This is a genomic window from Puniceibacterium sediminis, from assembly GCF_900188035.1.
GTDB lineage: Bacteria > Pseudomonadota > Alphaproteobacteria > Rhodobacterales > Rhodobacteraceae > Puniceibacterium > Puniceibacterium sediminis.
Window position 1 is genome coordinate 83,595 of record NZ_FZNN01000002.1, and the last position, 17,725, is coordinate 101,319.

Consider the following 17,725-nt stretch of genomic DNA (forward strand, 5'->3'; position numbering starts at 1 on the left):
ACTATGAAGAAATTCGTCATGGCCGCGATGGGCGGTACGCTCGCCGGCGTGATCGCGACCACGCAGTTCGTGGGTCCGCTATTGGCGCAAGAGGGTGCCAAGACCACAAGCGTCTATGAACAGCTTGACCTGTTTGGTGACATCTTTGAGCGCATCCGCGCGCAATACGTCGAGGAAGTGGACGAGAAGAAGCTGATCGAGGCGGCCATCAACGGCATGCTGACATCGCTGGATCCGCATTCGAGCTACCTGTCGCCGGATGACGCCGACAACATGCGTGTGCAGACACGCGGCGAATTCGGCGGTCTGGGCATCGAAGTCACCCAGGAAGAGGGCTTTGTCAAAGTTGTGTCGCCCATCGACGGCACCCCTGCCGCCGAGGCCGGGATCGAATCCGGCGATTTCATCACCCATGTGGACGGTGAATCGGTTCTGGGTCTGACGCTGGACGCGGCTGTCGATCTGATGCGCGGCCCGGTCGGGTCGGAGATCGTGATCACCGTTGTGCGTGAGGATCAGCCCGAGCCGTTCGACGTGTCGATCATCCGCGACACCATCACCCTGCAGGCCGTGCGCACCCGTACCGAGGGCGAGACTGTCGTGCTGCGTGTGACCACGTTCAACGATCAGACCACTTCGGGACTTGAGGAGGGTTTGGCCAAGGAAGTCGAAGCCGCCGGCGGCATCGACAACGTGAACGGCTTTGTCCTGGATCTGCGCAACAACCCGGGCGGTCTGCTGACGCAGGCGATCCGTGTGTCGGATTCCTTCCTTGAGAAGGGTGAGATCGTATCGACCCGTGGCCGTGATCTGGCCGATGGCGAACGTTACAACGCAACCGAAGGCGATCTGGCGCAGGGCAAGCCCATCGTGGTGCTGATCAACGGTGGATCGGCTTCGGCGTCGGAAATCGTGGCGGGTGCCTTGCAGGATCACCGCCGGGCGATTGTTGTCGGCACCAAGAGCTTTGGCAAAGGGTCGGTTCAGACGGTGATGCCGCTGCGTGGCGATGGGGCGATGCGCCTGACCACGGCGCGGTATTACACGCCGTCGGGTCGTTCGATCCAGGCGCTGGGCGTGTCCCCGGACATCATCGTTCAGCAGCCCCGGCGCGATGCCGCATCGGAAGAGGAAGAGCCCGGTACAACACCGGCGTCGCGTTCCGAGGCTGATCTGCGCGGATCGCTGAACAACGACAGCCTGACCGAGGATGAGATCCGCCAGATCGAAGAGGATCGTGCCAAGGCCGAAACCGCAGCCGCGCTGCGCGAAGAGGATTACCAGCTGGCCTATGCCATCGACATCCTCAAGGGTCTGTCGGCACTGGGTCCGCAAGAGTAACCTCTTTGGGATGAAAGACATAAGCGCCCCGCCGGTTTTGGTGGGGCGTTTGCATTTGCAGCAGGGCTGGCATGGTGCGTGCGAACGTCGTATCCAGCGCAAGGTTCAGGAAAGGCAGCCCCCATGACCCCCGATGAGATCGCCAGACTTCCCTATCGTCCCTGTGTCGGCGTGATGCTGGCAAACAGCCGGGGCGAGGTGTTCGTGGGCCAGCGAATCGACAATGACGCCGCCGCCTGGCAGATGCCGCAGGGCGGTGTCGACAAGGGCGAGGCGCCGCAGGACGCCGCCCTGCGCGAGCTGTGGGAAGAGACCGGGGTGAGTGCCGATCTGGTGACGGTCGCGGCGCAGACCGAGGATTGGATCAATTACGATCTGCCGCATGAGCTTGTCCCCCGGATCTGGAAGGGGCGGTTTCGCGGGCAAAAGCAGAAATGGTTCCTGCTGCGGTTTCACGGCGCGGACAGCGATGTGAACATCGCCACCGACCACCCGGAGTTTTCCGAATGGCGCTGGTTGCCGACCTCGGAACTGGTGGCGAACATCGTGCCGTTCAAGCGCGCGGTTTATGAACAGGTGCTGGCGGCCTTTGGTGATGCCCTGCGGGAACCGGGGGCCTGAGCCACCGTTAGCGCAGCTGTGACAGCACGCGGAGCGAGGCATAGCCATCCGGCGGCATCCCGACGGAGTGCTGGAACCGCCGCACCGCTTCGATCGTCAGGGGGCCGACGCGGCCATCAACGCCCTTGGTATCAAAGCCACGCGCGGTCAGCCGGTGCTGCATTTCCTGCCGTTCGTCAAAGCTGAGCGCGCGGTCTTCGCGGGGCCAGTCGGCACGGATCGGCCCGCGTCCGCGCAGACGGTCGCTGAGGTGACCGACACCGATCACATAGGCATCCGCGGTGTTGTAGCGTTCGATTACCGAGAAATTCTTGAAGATCAGAAAGGCCGCACCTTTCGCGCCCGCTGGTAGCAGCACCGAGGCCGAGCCGTAGTCCGGCACCGGCGCACCATCCATGCCGAGCACGCCGCGCCGGGCCCAGTCGCTGGGCATGTGGAGGTTGTCGCGTTTCGCCTGGGCATAGTCGAACGCGGCGGGCAGGCGCACCTCAACCCCCCATGGCATGCCTTTGACCCAGCCGTAACGCGCGAGGTAAGCGGCGGTTGATGCCAGCGCATCGGTGGGATCGTCCGACCAGATGTCGCGCCGCCCGTCGCCGTCGAAATCGACGGCAAGTGCTTCGTAGGACGTCGGGATGAACTGGGTATGGCCCATGGCGCCGGCCCAGCTGCCGGTCATGGTTTCGGGGGCGGTATCGCCGTTTTGCAGGATCTTGAGCGCGGCGATCAACTGTTCCTCGAAAAATGCGCCGCGCCTGCTGTCATAGGCCAGCGTCGCCAGCGAATTCACGATGTTCATCGAACCGCGAAAGGTGCCGTAGGCCGATTCCAGCCCCCAGATGGCCACGACGACTTCCTTGTCGACGCCGTAGGTCGCCTCGATCCGGTTCAGCACTGAGGCGTTCTGTTGCAGGGCGGCGCGGCCATTGGCGATACGGGTGTCCGACGCGGCGCTGTCGAGGTAATCCCAGATCGATTTGGTGAATTCGGATTGGTTTGCATCGCGGCGGATGACTTCGGGGTCAAAGCGGGCATGGGCAAAGGCGCGGTCGAACACCGCATTGCTGATCCCGGCGTTGAGCGCGCGACTGCGAAAGCCACGTATCCAATCGTCAAAGCCGGGGTTGTCGGCGGAGGGCGGGGCGGATTTTGTCGCGATCGTGCCGGGCCTGACCGCGGGACGGACCGAGGTATGCGGCGCCTCGGCCGTGACCACGGGGGCCACTGCGGTTTCGGTGTCAACCGGTCGTGGGGCCGGACGGATCGACGTTTCCGTCGGCCCGGCAAAAGCGCCACCGCAAAGAAGGACCGAGGTTATGGCCCCGCGAATCACATGCCTGTTCATGGGTTTACCCTGATGAGTTGCCTGTTTTTTTATGGAGTGTACGTTGAATGGGGCGATTTCGGAAGTAATCAACTTTGCGTGTCGCAAGACCGGCGGATTTCAACCCGACGCTATGAAACCACGCCCGAGGCGCAGCTGGGAGGGAGGTGTAGGAGCCCAGGGGGGACTGTGATAGCAATGGAAGCCAGATAGGTACAAATGGAGGCTCTGGTGATGAAGCACGCCTTTGTATTGGATTGTGAGTTTTTGACTGCCGAAGGTTCGCCGTCGCGCTTCTGGTGCGGACCATACGATCCCGATCCGGTGGTTGCCCAGATCGGTGTCGCAAAGCTGGGGCTGGAGGCGGATTATCCTCTGCTCGATACGCTGCGCCTCTATGTCATTCCACGCGACCGGCATGGCGCTCAGGTCAGGCTGGATCCGTTTTTTACCAAGCTGACCGGCATTGCGGAAGAAAACATCGAACAAGAGGGGCTGCCACTTATCGATGCACTGGAGCGGATCAGTGACTTCGCTGCCGGACAACAGCTTTGGTCATGGGGAAAGGACGAGTTCAACATGGTGGCGATCAGTTGCTATGTTGAGGGCGTGACGCCGCCTATCCCTGCCGCGCAGTTTGGCAATGCTTGTGGTCTGCTGCTGCGGGCGGGGATGCCGTATGAGGATCTCAAGACGATGCGCAGCAACCGGCTTGCCGATTACTTCCAGATCGATCATCCGCCACTTCGGGGGCATGACGCCTTGGACGATGCCTTGTCCGTGGCCTATGTCCTTCAGGCGCTGCTGCGGCAGGGAAAACTGCACCCGGCAGATTTTCAGGAGCCGCTTCGCCAGACCTGAGCCGGGACGCCCTGAGGCGGCTGTCAGGATGTGCGGCGGCGTTTGACCTTGGTTTTGGCCTTGGCGTCCTTTTTGCGGGCATTCGCCTGCTTGCGCCGGGGGCCGCCGCCCGAAGGTGCGCCACGACGTCCGCGCGGGCCGCCGCGTGACGGGCCGCTGGGCATGTCGTTTTCCTCAAGCGTCAGCAGATCAAAGGCAAGGCCGCCCGTCACTGGCGCGGCTTCGATCAGTTTGACCGTGACGCGCATGCCAAGGGTGATGACCATACCCGTATCGGCGCCCATCAGCGTGGCGCTGTTGGGGTCGAAGTGGAAATATTCGTTGCCCAGATTGCGGATCGGCACGAGGCCGTCAGCGCCGGTTTCATCCAGCTTTACGAAGACCCCGAACTTGGCGACGCCAGAGATGCGGCCGGTGAATTCCGCGCCGATCCTGTCGGACAGGAAGGCGGCAAGGTAGCGGTCGGTGGTGTCGCGTTCGGCCATCATCGACCGGCGTTCGGTCAGCGAGATATGTTCGGCGGTGGCCTCGAGTCCGTCGATTTCATGCGGCTTCAGCCCGTCGTCGCCCCAGCCATGGGCCAGGATCAGCGCGCGGTGCACCACGAGGTCGGAATAGCGCCGGATCGGCGAGGTGAAATGCGCATAGGATCGCAGGGCCAGACCGAAGTGGCCGAAATTCGCGGGCGAATAATAGGCCTGCGTCATCGACCGCAGGGTCGCCATGTTGATCAGTTCAGCCTCGTCGCTTCCGGCGGCGTCGTGCAGCAGTTTGTTGAGGTGCGCGGTCTTCAGCACCTGCCCCTTGGCCAGCTGAAGGCCGGCGGAATCGGCCACCTCGCGCAGGGTTTCAAGCTTGGCGGGGGGCGGTTCTTCGTGCACGCGGAACAGCAGGGGGGTCTTTTTCGCGATCAGCGTTTCGGCGGCGGCCACGTTGGCGAGGACCATGAATTCTTCGATCAGGCGGTGCGCGTCGAGGCGGATGGTGAAGTTGACGGCGGTCAGCTTGCCCTCTTCCGAGAATTCGATCTTGCGTTCGGGCAGGTCGAGATCGAGCGGCTGGCGGCGGTCGCTGGCGGATTTGAGCGCGGCGTAGGCGGCATAAAGCGGTTTCAGCACGTCGTCGATCAGCGGTTCGGTCTGTTCGTCGGGGGTGCCATCGATGGCAGCCTGCACCTGTTGATAGGTCAGCGCCGCGATCGAGCGCATGAGGCCGCGGTGGAAGGTCTGGCCGGTCTTGGTGCCCGAGGAATCGATGGTCATGCGCACGGCAAGGCAGGCACGCGGCACGCCTTCGTGCAGCGAACAGAGGTCACCGGACAGGCGGTCGGGCAGCATGGGCACGACGCGGTCGGGGAAATAGCTGGAGTTGCCGCGCTTGCGGGCCTCGCTGTCCAGCGCGGAGCCGGTGCGGACGTAGTGGGCGACATCGGCGATGGCGACCCAGATCACATGCCCGCCGGGGTTTTTCGGGTCATCATCGGCATGTGCATAGCAGGCGTCGTCGCGGTCACGCGCATCCCACGGGTCGATGGTGACCAGCGGCATGTCGCGCAGATCCTTGCGGCCCTTCAGGCCTGCGGGCTCTGCGTTGTCGGCTTCGGCGATCACATCGTCGGGGAAATCATCGGGAATGCCGTGCTGGTGGATCGCGATCAGGGACACGGCGCGCGGTTCGCTGGGGTCGCCAAGGCGCATTGTAATGCGTGCCTTCGGCAGGCCCATGCGGCCACGCGGGGGACCGGCCTGTTCGGCTTCGACCAGCTCGCCCTCTTGCGCGCCGCCGGTGGCGTCGGCGGCGACGGTCCATTCCTTGTCCGCGCCCTTATCGATGGGCAGGATACGCCCGCCTTCGGAGCCTTTGCGGAAGATGCCGACAATCTTGTGCGGGTTGCTTCCGATGCGGCGGATCAGCCGGGCCTCATAGTTGTGATCCCCCTCTTGCACCAGTTGCAGGCGGGCAAGGATGCGGTCACCTTCGCCAAGCGCCGGGTCAGAGGCGCGCGGGATGATCAGAACAATGGGTTCGTGGCCTTCGCCCTGCCATTCAAGCGGCTTGGCAAAAAGATCGCCATCACTGTTGGGCGCCTTGACCTGCAACACGCTGACCGGGGGCAGGCGGTCGGGGTCGCGATAGGTCTTGTGGCGCTTTTCAAGATGGCCTTCTTCCTCCAGCTCTTTCAGCAGGCGCTTGAGGTCGATGCGGGCGGCGCCTTTGATGCCAAAAGCCTTGGCGATATCGCGCTTCGCGGTGAGTGTCGGGTTATCGGAGATCCATGCGAGGATGTCTGACTTTGTTGGCAGCGTGCTCATACTGCCGACGTATCATGCGCCGCAGGGGACGTCACGGGCGAAGACGCCTGTTTGCGGGATGATCCGCGCGTTTCAGGCAGGCTGGCGCATTTCGCGGTGCGGGACGCCGAGGTCGTCATAAATCGGCCCCGATACGGCAAAGCCGAGCTTTTCATAAAAGGGAATCGCGTGGACCTGCGCCCCCAGCGCGATCTCTGTGACGGTCGGTTCGGATCGCAGCAGGACGATGCCCTGTCGGACCAGTGCCGCGCCGATGCCGTGACCGCGCCCCGCCGCAAGGACGCAGATCCGCCCGATCCAGCCTGTGCCATCTTTTGCGTAAACCCGTGCGGTGCCGATGGGCGCGCCATCCTTCAGCGCCAGAAGATGCCGGGCGATGTCATCCACCGCGTCGAATTCTTCGGACAGGGGGAAGGCCTGTTCGTCGACGAACACCGCCACACGCAGGGCGCGGCAGGCCGCAATGTCCGCCGTTTCCTCGACCCGGAGGGTCATTGCGCGAAATAATCGCGCAGGATGCGGCTGTAGATCGATTTGAGCTGGTGGATCTGTGCGACCTCGACCCGTTCATCGACCTGATGCATGGTTTTGCCCACCAGCCCGAATTCGACGACCGGGCAGTGATCCTTGACGAAGCGCGCATCCGAGGTGCCGCCGCTGGTCGACAGTTCCGGCGTCACGCCGGTTTCGGCCTGCACGGATTTGGCCACGAGGTCGGACAAGGGCCCCGGCGGGGTGAGGAAGCTTTCGCCGGAAATCTTGATCTGGAGGGTTGTTTTTGTGCCGAATTCCGCGTCCACGCGGGCGGCTTCGGCGCGCAGCCAGTCGGACAGACCGGCCCCTGTGTGGGTGTCGTTGAAGCGGATGTTGAGCGTTGCGCGGGTCTGCGCCGGGATCACGTTGGTCGCTGGATTGCCGGTGTCGATTGTCACCACGGCAAGGGTCGAGGCGTCGAAATGGTCGGTCCCGGTGTCGAGTTCATGCGACGAGAGGCGATCCATCAGCCGCGCCATGGCAGGCATCGGGTTCAGCGCGCGGTGCGGGTAGGCGGAATGGCCCTGCTGGCCGGTCACGGTGAAATGCGCGTTCATCGACCCGCGCCGCCCGATCTTCATCATCTGGCCCATATGGTCGGGGCAGGTGGGTTCGCCGACCAGACAGTCAGTCATCTGTTCGCCGCTCTGCGCCATCCAGTCGAGCAGGGCGATGGTGCCATCGGTGGAATCGCCTTCCTCATCCCCGGTGATGGTCAGGATCACCGCGCCATCGGGCGGGGTATCGGTGACAAAATCGACTGCGGCGGCAACAAAGGCCGCGACGCCGGATTTCATGTCCGTGGCGCCGCGCCCATACATGAAGCCGTCTTTGATATCGGCACCAAAGGGGGCCATGGTCCAGTCGCCGGGGTCACCCAGCGGGACAACATCGGTGTGGCCATTGAAGCCAAAGCTGCGCGGATGACCCTTTGCACCCCAGCGGGCAAAGAGGTTGCTGATCCCTGCGCGATCCACGCGGGTGCAGGTGAACCCGGCGGCAGAAAGGTGGGTTTCAAGAAAGACCAGTGCGCCGCCTTCTTCGGGGGTGACCGAAGGACAGCGGATCAGGGCGGCGGTCAGGTCTGCGGGATCAAGGGGCATCGCGGCTCTCCGTTCGGGCGTTTGCGCTTGGGGTAGCGCAGCCGCGTGGCAGAGGCAAACCGTGCTTTATTGCACCTTGGTTTCGGGCTTGCTGTTGGGCTTGTCGAAAAACGGCGTGACCTGCGCGACGATGACCGAATTTTCGGCCAGGGCGCGGGCCATCAGCTCGGCTTCATCCTCGTCGATCTCGTGACCTTCGGCGCGGCGTTCCTCTTCTGTGCCGTAGCCGGTCACGTCGAGCGGCGCCATGTCCGCCTGTTTGAGGATCGCCACGGTTTCGCGCACGGCCTCGGCCTCGTCTATGCCGCTGGCATAGCACATCAGCGCCGCACCGGTCGCGCCTTTGGGCAGGCCGTCGCCGGTCTTGCGACCGACCTCGACCAGCAGGGTGTAAACCGCTTGTTTTGACGTTTTTGTCATGATGTGCCCCGCTGCGAAATCTGATCTGCGCAATGCCGGATCGTGGCGCATTTGTCCAGTGCCGGGCGGCTCAGGCGGTGAGTTCGACCAGCAGCGCGGTGGCGTAGATCACCATCACCAGAACGCTTTCGACACCGATCCGCCCCGGTCCGGCCTTTTGGCGCACGATCAACCCGCCAAGCAGGACCGCCGTCATCATCAGCCCGGCGCAGAGCCAGAAAAGATCGTGCAGCGATATGGCGTGAAAGAGCGAGCCATCGCGATAGGCCACATCCGAGGCCACAAGGACCAGCGTGTCAAAGCTGTTGCCGCCGATGATGCCCCCGACCGCCAGTTGCAGCGCGCCGCGCCGGACGGCCGCCAGCGTGGTGACAAGTTCAGGCAAAGATGTCGCCACGGCGGTGATCAGCGCGCCCACGAGGCTGGACGACAGGGAATAGCGGGTGATCAGGGTGCCGCCCACCTGGCTGATGACCCAGCCCCCTGCCGCCATCACCGCCGCGAGGGCGGCAAAACGCAGGATCGCGCCGCGGGCGGGGCGGTGGCGTTCGTTCTTGTCCTCGGGCAAATCCTTGCGGGTTTCATCGGTGTGCACGGGGCGCCACATCGGTGCCTCGCTGACCGATCGGGAAATACGCACGCCGGCGATATAGGCCAGAAACAGCAGGACCGAAGCAGGGTGGATGCCGAAATAGGCAATATCCGGTCCGGCCATGGCGGCGAGGGGGATCGACAGCAGGACGATCAGCAAAACGGACTGAAACAGAATGGCGGGTTCGGCGGCGGCATGTTCGAGGTTGGCACGCCTGTGCACCACATCGCCAATGGCCAGGAACAGGGTCTGGGCCGCGATGCCCCCGACCGCATTGGAAAAGGCAAAGCTGGCGTCACCCGAAAGCGCCGCGTTGATCGAGACGACGATACCCGCCACCGAGGTGGCGCCGCCAAGGATCAGCCCGCCGACCAGCGCCTCGCCCATGCGGGTGCGGTCGGCGATGATGTCCGCCAGTTCGGTCAGCTTGATCGAAGCAAGCACCACGATGCCCCCGGCGAGGGCCAGCACACACAGAAGCAGCGGCAGCGAGAGGGCGGAGATCATGTGGGATGGTTTCCTTTCGGGGGCACCAACGGCATGGGGCCGCGCAGGGTGTTCCTGCGCGGCCCCGACTCTTGACTCGCGCGCCTGCTTAGTCGCGCAGCAGTTCGTTGATGCCGGTCTTGGAGCGGGTCTTGGCATCGACACGTTTCACGATCACCGCGCAGTAAAGGTTCACGCCGTTCTTCGAGGGCATGGAGCCGGAGACGACAACCGAATAGGGCGGCACTTCGCCATACATGACTTCGCCGGTTTCGCGATCGACGATCTTGGTCGACTGGCCGATGTAGACGCCCATGCCCAGCACAGCGCCTTCGCGGACGATGCAGCCTTCAACCACTTCCGAGCGGGCCCCGATAAAGCAGTTGTCTTCGATGATCGTGGGGCCGGCCTGCATGGGTTCCAGCACGCCGCCGATGCCGACGCCGCCCGAAAGGTGCACGTTCTTGCCGATCTGCGCGCAGGAGCCGACGGTGGCCCATGTGTCGACCATGGTGCCGCTGTCCACATAGGCACCGAGGTTCACGAAGGACGGCATCAGTACCACGCCGGGCGCGATATAGGCGGATTTGCGGACGATGCAGTTGGGAACGGCGCGGAAACCGGCGGTTTTCCAGTCGGTTTCTTTCCAGCCCATGAATTTGCTGTCGACCTTGTCCCACCAGCCGCCGCCCTGCGGTCCGCCGTCCTGAACTTCCATGTCCTTGATGCGAAAGCCCAGGAGTACGGCCTTTTTGGCCCACTGGTTGACGTGCCAGTCGCCGCTGTCCTGCTTTTCCGCCACGCGCAGTTTGCCGGAATCCAGCGCGTTCAGCGTGGTTTCGATGGCGTCGCGGGTCGCGCCCCTGGTTTCGGGTGTGATCGAATCGCGGGCGTCCCAGGCGGCTTCGATGGCGGTTTCAAGATCGGCGTTGGACATCTGTGTCTCCCTAGCGTGGTGCGTGTTTGACTGCCCTATACCCGCCGGCGGTGGCGCGGACAATGCGCCCGAAGGGAGGGGGCGCTGGCCCCGCCGCCGGATTGGCGGCTTTGCCGGGATATTTATCGGCAGATGAAACCGCAGGCGCGGCGGTCAGCCAAGGGGGTCGGGTGCGATGTTGCCACCGCAGACCAGCACGGCGACACGTTCGCCGGGCTCGGGTCGGTAGGCGCCCGAGGTCAGCGCGGCAAGCGCGGCGGCACCGGCGGGTTCGACCAGCTGGCGGTGATCCTGCCAGAGGCGGCGTTGCGCATCGGTGATGGCGTCGTCGGTGACCAGAACGCTGGGCGTGTTGCTGGCGAGATCAAAGGCAATCTGCCCGATGCGGCGCGCCCCAAGGGCATTGGCAGCGACCCCGGACACGTCGACATCCGTTGGCGCGCCTGCCTGTTGCGCGGCGTGCAGTGCGCAGGAGGTTTCGGGTTCAACCGCGATGACGCGGCGTTTGTCACCCCACCATGCCAATGCGCCGGAGAGCAGGCCGCCGCCGCCGACGGCGATCAGCACCGTATCAGCCACCAGCCCCTGCGCGTCCCATTCGGCAAAGCAGGTGCCCTGACCGGCGACCGTGGCGGGGGCGTCGTAGGCGTGGATCTGCATGGCGCCGGTGCGGGCCTCGAACGCCTGGGCCTGTTCCAGCGCGTTGGCATAGACACCGGGGACCACATGCAGGTCGGCGCCTGCCCGTTCGATCAGCGCGATCTTGGCGGGGCCGGCCATTTCGGGGACAAAGATCGTTGCCCGGTGGCCCAGCTGGCGGGCCGCATAGGCGACCGCCGCGCCATGGTTGCCACCAGAGGCGGCGACGACTCCGGCCTTTGGGACGTCCATCGACAGAAGGTTGTTGAACGCGCCACGGGCCTTGAAGCTGCCGGTGTGCTGCATCTGTTCGAGCTTCAGCGTCAGCGGGATGTCGGCCAGAGTCCAGCTGTCGAGCAGCGGCGTCCGCACGATATGGCCCTGCAGGCGGGCGGCGGCGGCGGTGATCTCTGCGGTCCAATCCATCAATACTGTCCTCTTAACTGGCGGTTGCCGAACAGACGCTATACGCAGTGGAAAAGAGACGAAAGGCCAAGACATGTCAGACGACCGCCGCAGCCCGTTTCGGGGCGCCAAACTTGACCGGGACACCGCCAGCCAGGTGCCCGACACGCCGCAGACGCGTGCGCCGACCTACCGGCTGGCCTTTGCCGACGTGGATTTTCTGGGAAAGGACGCGCTGCGCCCGGTGCGGTTGCAACTGGAACTGCTGAAACCCGAAATGGTGCTGGATGAGCATGGTGTGGATTCGACTGTCGTGCTGTTTGGTGGCGCGCGCATTCCCTCACCCGAAAACAGCGACAAGGCGCGTACGAAGGCGCTGGGAGAGCTGTCGCATTTCTATGACGTCGCGCGGGAATTTTCGCGCCGCATGACGGAAAAGTCACTGGCCGGGGGCGGGCGCGATTTCATCATTGCTACCGGCGGCGGGCCGGGCGTGATGGAGGCCGGCAATCGTGGTGCCGATGATGCGGGCGGCGTGTCCATAGGCCTGAACATCGTTCTGCCGCACGAGCAGGCGCCCAACGCCTATGTCACGCCGGGGCTGTGTTTCAACTTCCACTATTTTGCGATCCGCAAGATGCATTTCCTGATGCGCGCCTGTGCGGTTTGCGTGTTCCCGGGCGGGTTCGGGACGCTGGACGAGATGTTCGAGGCGCTGACGCTGATCCAGACCGGCCGGATGCGGCGGGTGCCGTTCCTGCTGTTCGGGCGCGCGTTCTGGGAAAAGATCATCAACTGGGAGGCGCTGGCCGAGGCTGGCACGATCTCGGAAGAGGATTTGCAGCTGTTCCAGTTTGTCGAGACCGCCGAAGAGGCCGAAGCGGCCATCGAGGGCTGGCGGCTGATCGGCACGCGGGACGATATTCCCGGTCGCTAGAGCGGGTTTCGCGGCGATTTTTCGGCCGGGACGGGGAAACGTCCCGGTGGCTGGCCTGTTCGGTGCCTAAGGTTCAGAGTGCGACGTCTTCGGCCTGCGGCATGTCGATGCCGCGTTCGACCCAGCGGGCAATGACGGCCTTGGCGCCCTCTTCGTCAAGCCGGGAAATGGCCCGGCTCAGATCCTTGAGCGCACTGGCCATTTCGATTTCAGACAGAAAGCTTTCCTGCGCGCGCAGGATCTTGGCATGTGGCGTGGTCAGCATGTCCGAGGAGATCAAGAGTTCTTCGTGCAGCTTTTCGCCCTGACGCAGGCCGCTGATCTGGATTTCGATGTCGCCATCCGGCGTTTCGTCGTCCTTGACGCAATAGCCGGCGCCTTCGATCATCTGGCGGGCTAGCCTGGCGATAGGCACAGGCGCGCCCATGTCGAGCACGAAAACGTCACCGCCGCGTGCAAAGGATCCTGCGAGCAGAACAAGGCGGGCGGCTTCGGATATTGTCATGAAATACCGGGTTACCGCGCTGTGGGTAAGCGTCACCGGGCCACCACGGGCGATCTGTTCTTCGAACAGCGGCACGACCGAGCCCGAGGAGCCCAGCACATTTCCAAAACGCACCATGGAAAAACGTGTCCCCGAAGAGCGCGTGGCCAGATCCTGTATCACCAGTTCAGCGAGGCGTTTGGAGGCCCCCATCACGTTGGTGGGGCGCACGGCCTTGTCAGAGGAGACGAGGATAAAGCGTTCGACCCCGGCATCACGTGCCGCGTCGGCGATGATCTTGGTCCCGATGACGTTGTTGTGCAGCCCGACGATGGCGTTGCTTTCGACAAGCGGCAGATGCTTGTAGGCGGCGGCGTGCAGCACGACGTCGATGTTATGGCTCGCGAGGACCTTGCGTATCTTGGCGTCATCCGTGACCGACGCGAGGATCGGCACGATATCAATGTTGGTCCTTAGTTCGCGCAGCTCCTTGTCGATATTATAGAGCGCCAGTTCAGAGTGGTCGAGCAGCACGATACGCTCGGGGTTGCAGGCAATCAGGTGCTGGCAGAGTTCGGACCCGATGGAGCCGCCCGCCCCGGTGATCAGAACGCGGCGACCACGATAGGCGTCGCTGACACCGGGCAATTCGGATTCGAGCCGGTTGCGGCCCAGAAGGTCGTTGAGCGATACGGGCAATACACGCTTGCGCAGATCGCCCTCTCCCACCATCTCGGCAAAGGACGGCAGGGCATGAACTTCGCAGCCTATTTCGCGCAGGCTATAGGCGATGCGGGCCTGGCGGGACTGGTTGATTGACGGCATGGCAAGAACGACGCGGTCGATCCGGCGTTTGGCGATCAGTTCCTTGAGGTTGGCGGGGGAGTGAACCACCAGACCGGCGACCCGAAGGCTTTGCAGTGTGGGATTGTCATCGACGAAGGCGACCGGTTCGATGGCTCTGTCGGTGCGCAGCGCGGCGACAAGCTGATGTCCCATCTGGCCCGCACCATAGATCAGCACCCGCATACGGGACTGGCGCAGGCGGTAGATTTTCATCACGACATGGCGAAGTGTGACACGCCAGCCAGCGATCAGGACCAGAAACAGCAATGCGAAGATAAAAAACACCTCGGTCGGGATGTGTGGCGCGACAAGGCCGTTGATCATGGCGCCAGCCAGCGCCACGCTGCCAGACAGCACACCGCTCATTGCGACGCAGCGCATTTCATAGGCGTTGAGCCTGATCTGCGGCAGACCGATGTAGAGAGACAGTGCGACAGTCGCAGCGAGCATCCCGCCGAATTCCGGGGCGGCGGTGATCAAGGTTGCAAGATCAACATCGATCTGGGCATTCAGGACCATTGCCCCACCCATGGCGAGGATCATCATCACAGCATCGATGAGCAGAAATAGATATTTCTTCTGTGTCGTCGTGAACGCGGTTGCGATCCGGTACAGTATCAATTGCCTTCCCCCGCTGCCAAGACAGCATTGTTTCGCGCTGCTGGCCCAAAGGGCTTTGTCAGACTGAAGCAGGCTGCTTGCAGAAACGCGTTCATCTCCTTCTGTCTGGAATTCGTTAAAAAACTTTTTACTTTTGGGCGTTCTCTCAAATATTGTGGACTTAAGAAATTTGGGAATCGCGGAAATAAATGATTTCGACCCGCGCCGGTTCTTTGCGTCGAAAGAAAAGTAAATATTTTATTAATTTTATAAAAATACGCACTCCGGTTTGAAGTTTTATCCTTTCTTCCGACTTGCAAATGCGGATGGCGCAGAGCTCGGCCAGCCCCCGGATACTGCGGGTTGCCTGTAAAGGCGCGGGACGGAACGGCGCGCAAGTGCCTCTTTCGCCTTGCCCGTGCCTGCGGTATGCAGCGTCCAAGCCGCGCCCGCACCCCTTGCAGGCGGCGGGACAGATAAATGAAGGAGCCACAAAATGGGCTACAAAGTCGTTGTTGTCGGCGCCACGGGTAACGTGGGCCGTGAAATGCTGAACATCCTGGCCGAGCGTGAATTTCCGGTCGACCAGATTGCAGTTCTGGCCAGCCGCCGCTCGCTTGGTTCCGAGGTGAGCTTTGGCGACCGCACGCTCAAGACGCAGGATCTGGATACCTTCGATTTCACCGGCTGGGACATTGCGCTGTTTGCCATCGGCTCGGACGCGACCAAGAAGTATGCGCCGATCTCGGCCAAGGCCGGCTGCATCGTGATCGATAACTCATCGCTGTACCGCTATGATCCCGACGTGCCGCTGATCGTGCCCGAGGTGAACCCGGATGCGATCTTTGGCTATTCCAAAAAGAACATCATCGCGAACCCCAACTGTTCGACGGCGCAGCTGGTTGTCGCGCTCAAGCCGCTGCACGACCGCGCCAAGGTCAAGCGCGTTGTCGTTTCGACCTACCAGTCGGTGTCTGGTGCCGGCAAGGAGGGCATGGACGAGCTGTGGAACCAGACAAAGGCGATCTACAACCCGACCGACGACGTGCCGCCCAAGAAGTTCACCAAGCAGATCGCATTCAACGTCATTCCACATATCGATGTCTTCCTTGACGACGGGTCGACCAAGGAAGAGTGGAAAATGGTCGCCGAAACCAAGAAGATCCTTGATCCGTCGATCAAGCTGACCGCGACCTGTGTGCGGGTGCCGGTCTTTGTCGGCCACGGCGAAGCAGTGAACATCGAGACCGAAGAGTTCCTGGACGAACACGAGGCACGCGACATCCTGCGGGAATCGCCGGGCATCATGGTTGTGGATAAGCGCGAAGACGGCGGTTACGTCACACCGGTGGAATGCGCGGGCGATTTCGCCACGTTTATCAGCCGGATCCGTCAGGATTCGACCATCGATAACGGCCTGAGCTTCTGGTGCGTCTCTGACAACCTGCGTAAGGGCGCGGCGCTGAACGCCGTGCAGATCGCCGAGACCCTGGGCAACCGGGTGCTGAAAAAGGGCTGATCACCGGTGCATTCGGCTGGTGCGTTCCCTGCGTCTGCACCAACGTGAGCGAGGTACGAAAAGCGTAGGAGAGTTGCTCTACGGTTTCTTTGGCAATACTTGGTTTCAGTGTGTTGCAGAAGGAAGGCGTATCGATGTTTCCAGACGAATTGAGAAAGTTCGTACTGCGTAGATGGGGCGGGCGCAGTGGCCTGCAGGACAGGCTGGCGTCCGCTTCATCACCACACCCGGAATTGCGCCATCTCGCACAGAGTCTTTTGCAGGATGGCCGAATTCGATTTAATAATGGCTCGCGCGCCGAAGGTATGGCGTGTGTGTCAGCAGCCGTGAAGCTGGATCCAAGTGTCATTTGCGAGCCTTGGGATTTGCTTCCGTTACTGGAAGCCGAGGGGCGCAGCAATTTCCGCGAGCGACTGGATGCACGGCTGCGTGCCTGGTACCATTTGCCAGACCGCCGTGTTCATGCCGCCGTATCATTGCTCAGCAAAAAACCGGAAATGCGCGCTTGGATAGGGGACCTGGGGCTGCCTCTACCCAAGCTGTACGCAGGGCCGGTGGCTTTGGGTGCGCTAGACTGGGGAAGCCTTCCACCTGACGTGGTGATCAAGCCGGTAAATGGAGCCAACAGTGACGGTCTCGTGGTATCGAAAGGCGGGATAGACGTCATGCGGGGTCAGCCAGCCTTGCCCGATCTCCAAGAATATGTTTCGCAACTTTACAGCAAGATTTTCAAGTCTCCCCCACAGGTTCTGGTGGAAGAGCTCTTGGTCGATGTTCACGCTGAAAAAGATCAGACACTGCAGATTCCAAGAGACTTCAAGGTGTTTACAGTCGCCGGACATGCCGGGTTCACCCGTGTTTTTGACCGCAATGATCCATCTGGAAAGCGCTCACTTGCCAGTTATGATCGGGATGGACGCCGATTGCCGCCCTCTCGGGAAGGCTGGCGCGAGGCACCCAAGGGCGTTGTTTTGCCTGAAGGATACTCGGACCTCATCAAGATGGCCGAGTTGATTTCTCAAAAGCTACCGTGGCTATTGAGGCTTGATTTCTATCTCACAGATAGAGGCCCCGTATTTGGTGAATTCACTACATATCCGGGCGCCGGTCGTGGACTGACCCCTTTTTCCGATCGCACGCTTTTGCAGATGTGGGAACTCTGGCCTGACTGAGGTCTCGCAGGCGCAGCCAGGGCATGGCACGGCCGCGCCCGCCGCGCTCGCCGGACGAGTGGCGAGTGTTGACAGTTGCGTGCGTCCCGCGGTGTGTGAGCGGTTGGATTTGGTTAAGGAAAGATTAACATAAATAACTGAATTTTAAGGGTCTTTCGGCGAAAAAGGCAGCTTCATGGCACTGTGGGGCCGCACCGGCCCTAATGCGGTCAGATTGCTTTTGTAGCGTAGGTGCATAATCAGTTCGAAAGGTAATGTTCCATGCAAAGTCTCAGACAGCACCCGCCGGTCGGCACTCTGGTGTCCCCTCCCCAGGCCACCCTCGACTGCGAAACCGCATCGCTTTTGCGCCGCTTTCTGCTGCCGATTTTCGAAAACTCGAACGACTGGACGAACCTGCGTCGGCGTCTGATGGCCAAAGGCTATGAAATCGTTTTTCGGGACGGTCAGATGATCCTGTGCAATATCGAAACCGGTCAGACCCTTTGCACCAGCAGCCTGCTGGGCGCGCCGCTGCGCATCCTTGTCGCCCGGCTGGGCCGTGCGCGTGTGATCGCCCACCGCGACGGCGCAACCGGTACGCTGGCCTGAC

The 17,725-nt window shown here is 62.3% G+C and carries 17 protein-coding genes; 7 read left to right on the forward strand and 10 right to left on the reverse strand.

Annotated elements, in window-relative coordinates; all coding sequences use genetic code 11:
- Positions 1–3 precede the first annotated feature (3 nt).
- Together CHB75_RS03050 and CHB75_RS03055 are read left to right on the forward strand one after the other, a co-directional pair.
- Positions 4–1,341, forward strand: a complete 1,338-nt coding sequence (locus CHB75_RS03050; protein WP_089269062.1) for a S41 family peptidase — start codon at positions 4–6, stop codon at positions 1,339–1,341.
- Positions 1,342–1,464: 123 nt separating this feature from the next.
- A complete protein-coding gene (locus CHB75_RS03055) occupies positions 1,465–1,962 on the forward strand; it encodes an RNA pyrophosphohydrolase (RefSeq protein WP_089269063.1) in 498 nt (165 codons plus the stop codon).
- A gap of 7 nt (positions 1,963–1,969) precedes the next feature.
- Here CHB75_RS03055 and CHB75_RS03060 read toward each other — a convergent pair whose 3' ends face one another.
- Positions 1,970–3,307: a lytic murein transglycosylase gene (locus CHB75_RS03060; RefSeq protein ID WP_089269064.1), complete on the reverse strand. Its 1,338-nt coding sequence runs from the start codon at positions 3,305–3,307 to the stop codon at positions 1,970–1,972.
- 213 nt (positions 3,308–3,520) lie between these two features.
- Here CHB75_RS03060 and CHB75_RS03065 point away from each other — a divergent pair, with 213 nt between their 5' ends.
- Complete coding sequence (locus tag CHB75_RS03065) at positions 3,521–4,147, forward strand: 3'-5' exonuclease family protein (protein WP_089269299.1); 627 nt, start codon at positions 3,521–3,523, stop codon at positions 4,145–4,147.
- A 23-nt stretch (positions 4,148–4,170) separates the two neighbouring features.
- On the opposite strand, the gene rnr is transcribed toward CHB75_RS03065, so the two are convergent.
- From rnr to CHB75_RS03100, 7 genes are all read right to left on the reverse strand, one after another.
- Positions 4,171–6,459, reverse strand: coding sequence for a ribonuclease R (gene rnr / locus CHB75_RS03070; protein WP_089269065.1), 2,289 nt, complete (start codon positions 6,457–6,459; stop codon positions 4,171–4,173).
- Between the two features lie 72 nt (positions 6,460–6,531).
- On the reverse strand, positions 6,532–6,954 hold the full coding sequence (locus CHB75_RS03075) for a GNAT family N-acetyltransferase (protein ID WP_089269066.1): 423 nt from the start codon (positions 6,952–6,954) through the stop codon (positions 6,532–6,534).
- A complete protein-coding gene (gene dapE, locus CHB75_RS03080) occupies positions 6,951–8,096 on the reverse strand; it encodes a succinyl-diaminopimelate desuccinylase (RefSeq protein ID WP_089269067.1) in 1,146 nt (381 codons plus the stop codon). The genes CHB75_RS03075 and dapE overlap by 4 nt, the downstream gene beginning before the upstream one ends.
- A 66-nt stretch (positions 8,097–8,162) precedes the next feature.
- Positions 8,163–8,516: a hypothetical protein gene (locus CHB75_RS03085; RefSeq protein ID WP_089269300.1), complete on the reverse strand. Its 354-nt coding sequence runs from the start codon at positions 8,514–8,516 to the stop codon at positions 8,163–8,165.
- A gap of 70 nt (positions 8,517–8,586) precedes the next feature.
- Entirely contained in the window at positions 8,587–9,615 is a 1,029-nt protein-coding gene (locus CHB75_RS03090) for a sodium:calcium antiporter (RefSeq protein WP_089269068.1), read from the reverse strand.
- An 88-nt stretch (positions 9,616–9,703) separates the two neighbouring features.
- Positions 9,704–10,531: a 2,3,4,5-tetrahydropyridine-2,6-dicarboxylate N-succinyltransferase gene (gene dapD / locus CHB75_RS03095; protein WP_089269069.1), complete on the reverse strand. Its 828-nt coding sequence runs from the start codon at positions 10,529–10,531 to the stop codon at positions 9,704–9,706.
- 153 nt (positions 10,532–10,684) lie between these two features.
- A complete protein-coding gene (locus CHB75_RS03100; protein ID WP_089269070.1) occupies positions 10,685–11,596 on the reverse strand; it encodes a threonine/serine dehydratase in 912 nt (303 codons plus the stop codon).
- A 73-nt stretch (positions 11,597–11,669) separates the two neighbouring features.
- On the opposite strand from CHB75_RS03100, the gene CHB75_RS03105 reads away from it, so the two are divergent.
- Positions 11,670–12,512 (forward strand): LOG family protein, encoded by an 843-nt coding sequence (locus CHB75_RS03105; RefSeq protein WP_089269071.1) that lies wholly within the window; start codon positions 11,670–11,672, stop codon positions 12,510–12,512.
- Positions 12,513–12,585: 73 nt separating this feature from the next.
- Here the strand turns inward: CHB75_RS03105 and CHB75_RS03110 are convergent, their stop codons facing one another.
- Together CHB75_RS03110 and CHB75_RS21250 are read right to left on the reverse strand one after the other, a co-directional pair.
- A complete protein-coding gene (locus tag CHB75_RS03110; protein WP_089269301.1) occupies positions 12,586–14,460 on the reverse strand; it encodes a polysaccharide biosynthesis protein in 1,875 nt (624 codons plus the stop codon).
- The gene (locus CHB75_RS21250; RefSeq protein ID WP_141135067.1) at positions 14,460–14,840 is read right to left on the reverse strand and encodes a hypothetical protein; all 381 of its coding nucleotides are present in this window, start codon (positions 14,838–14,840) and stop codon (positions 14,460–14,462) included. The genes CHB75_RS03110 and CHB75_RS21250 overlap by 1 nt, the downstream gene beginning before the upstream one ends.
- Before the next feature lie 98 nt (positions 14,841–14,938).
- Here CHB75_RS21250 and CHB75_RS03115 point away from each other — a divergent pair, with 98 nt between their 5' ends.
- The 3 genes from CHB75_RS03115 (at position 14,939) to CHB75_RS03125 (ending at position 17,724) form a co-directional block, all read left to right on the forward strand.
- A complete protein-coding gene (locus CHB75_RS03115; protein ID WP_089269072.1) occupies positions 14,939–15,961 on the forward strand; it encodes an aspartate-semialdehyde dehydrogenase in 1,023 nt (340 codons plus the stop codon).
- Positions 15,962–16,095: 134 nt separating this feature from the next.
- Positions 16,096–17,133: an ATP-grasp fold amidoligase family protein gene (locus tag CHB75_RS03120; protein WP_089269073.1), complete on the forward strand. Its 1,038-nt coding sequence runs from the start codon at positions 16,096–16,098 to the stop codon at positions 17,131–17,133.
- 261 nt (positions 17,134–17,394) lie between these two features.
- Positions 17,395–17,724: a hypothetical protein gene (locus tag CHB75_RS03125; RefSeq protein WP_089269074.1), complete on the forward strand. Its 330-nt coding sequence runs from the start codon at positions 17,395–17,397 to the stop codon at positions 17,722–17,724.
- Position 17,725: the final 1 nt, after the last annotated feature.

Excerpts from the sequence above, each read along its gene's own strand:
- CHB75_RS03115 (WP_089269072.1), top strand. The coding sequence starts at position 14,939 with ATGGGCTACAAAGTCGTTGTTGTCGGCGCCACGGGTAACGTGGGCCGT.
- CHB75_RS03075 (WP_089269066.1), bottom strand. The coding sequence starts at position 6,954 with ATGACCCTCCGGGTCGAGGAAACGGCGGACATTGCGGCCTGCCGCGCC.
- CHB75_RS03050 (WP_089269062.1), top strand. The coding sequence starts at position 4 with ATGAAGAAATTCGTCATGGCCGCGATGGGCGGTACGCTCGCCGGCGTG.
- CHB75_RS03105 (WP_089269071.1), top strand. The coding sequence starts at position 11,670 with ATGTCAGACGACCGCCGCAGCCCGTTTCGGGGCGCCAAACTTGACCGG.
- dapD (WP_089269069.1), bottom strand. The coding sequence starts at position 10,531 with ATGTCCAACGCCGATCTTGAAACCGCCATCGAAGCCGCCTGGGACGCC.
- CHB75_RS03125 (WP_089269074.1), top strand. The coding sequence starts at position 17,395 with ATGCAAAGTCTCAGACAGCACCCGCCGGTCGGCACTCTGGTGTCCCCT.
- CHB75_RS03100 (WP_089269070.1), bottom strand. The coding sequence starts at position 11,596 with ATGGATTGGACCGCAGAGATCACCGCCGCCGCCGCCCGCCTGCAGGGC.
- dapE (WP_089269067.1), bottom strand. The coding sequence starts at position 8,096 with ATGCCCCTTGATCCCGCAGACCTGACCGCCGCCCTGATCCGCTGTCCT.
- CHB75_RS03120 (WP_089269073.1), top strand. The coding sequence starts at position 16,096 with ATGTTTCCAGACGAATTGAGAAAGTTCGTACTGCGTAGATGGGGCGGG.
- CHB75_RS03060 (WP_089269064.1), bottom strand. The coding sequence starts at position 3,307 with ATGAACAGGCATGTGATTCGCGGGGCCATAACCTCGGTCCTTCTTTGC.
- CHB75_RS03085 (WP_089269300.1), bottom strand. The coding sequence starts at position 8,516 with ATGACAAAAACGTCAAAACAAGCGGTTTACACCCTGCTGGTCGAGGTC.
- CHB75_RS03090 (WP_089269068.1), bottom strand. The coding sequence starts at position 9,615 with ATGATCTCCGCCCTCTCGCTGCCGCTGCTTCTGTGTGTGCTGGCCCTC.
- rnr (WP_089269065.1), bottom strand. The coding sequence starts at position 6,459 with ATGAGCACGCTGCCAACAAAGTCAGACATCCTCGCATGGATCTCCGAT.
- CHB75_RS03055 (WP_089269063.1), top strand. The coding sequence starts at position 1,465 with ATGACCCCCGATGAGATCGCCAGACTTCCCTATCGTCCCTGTGTCGGC.
- CHB75_RS03065 (WP_089269299.1), top strand. The coding sequence starts at position 3,521 with ATGAAGCACGCCTTTGTATTGGATTGTGAGTTTTTGACTGCCGAAGGT.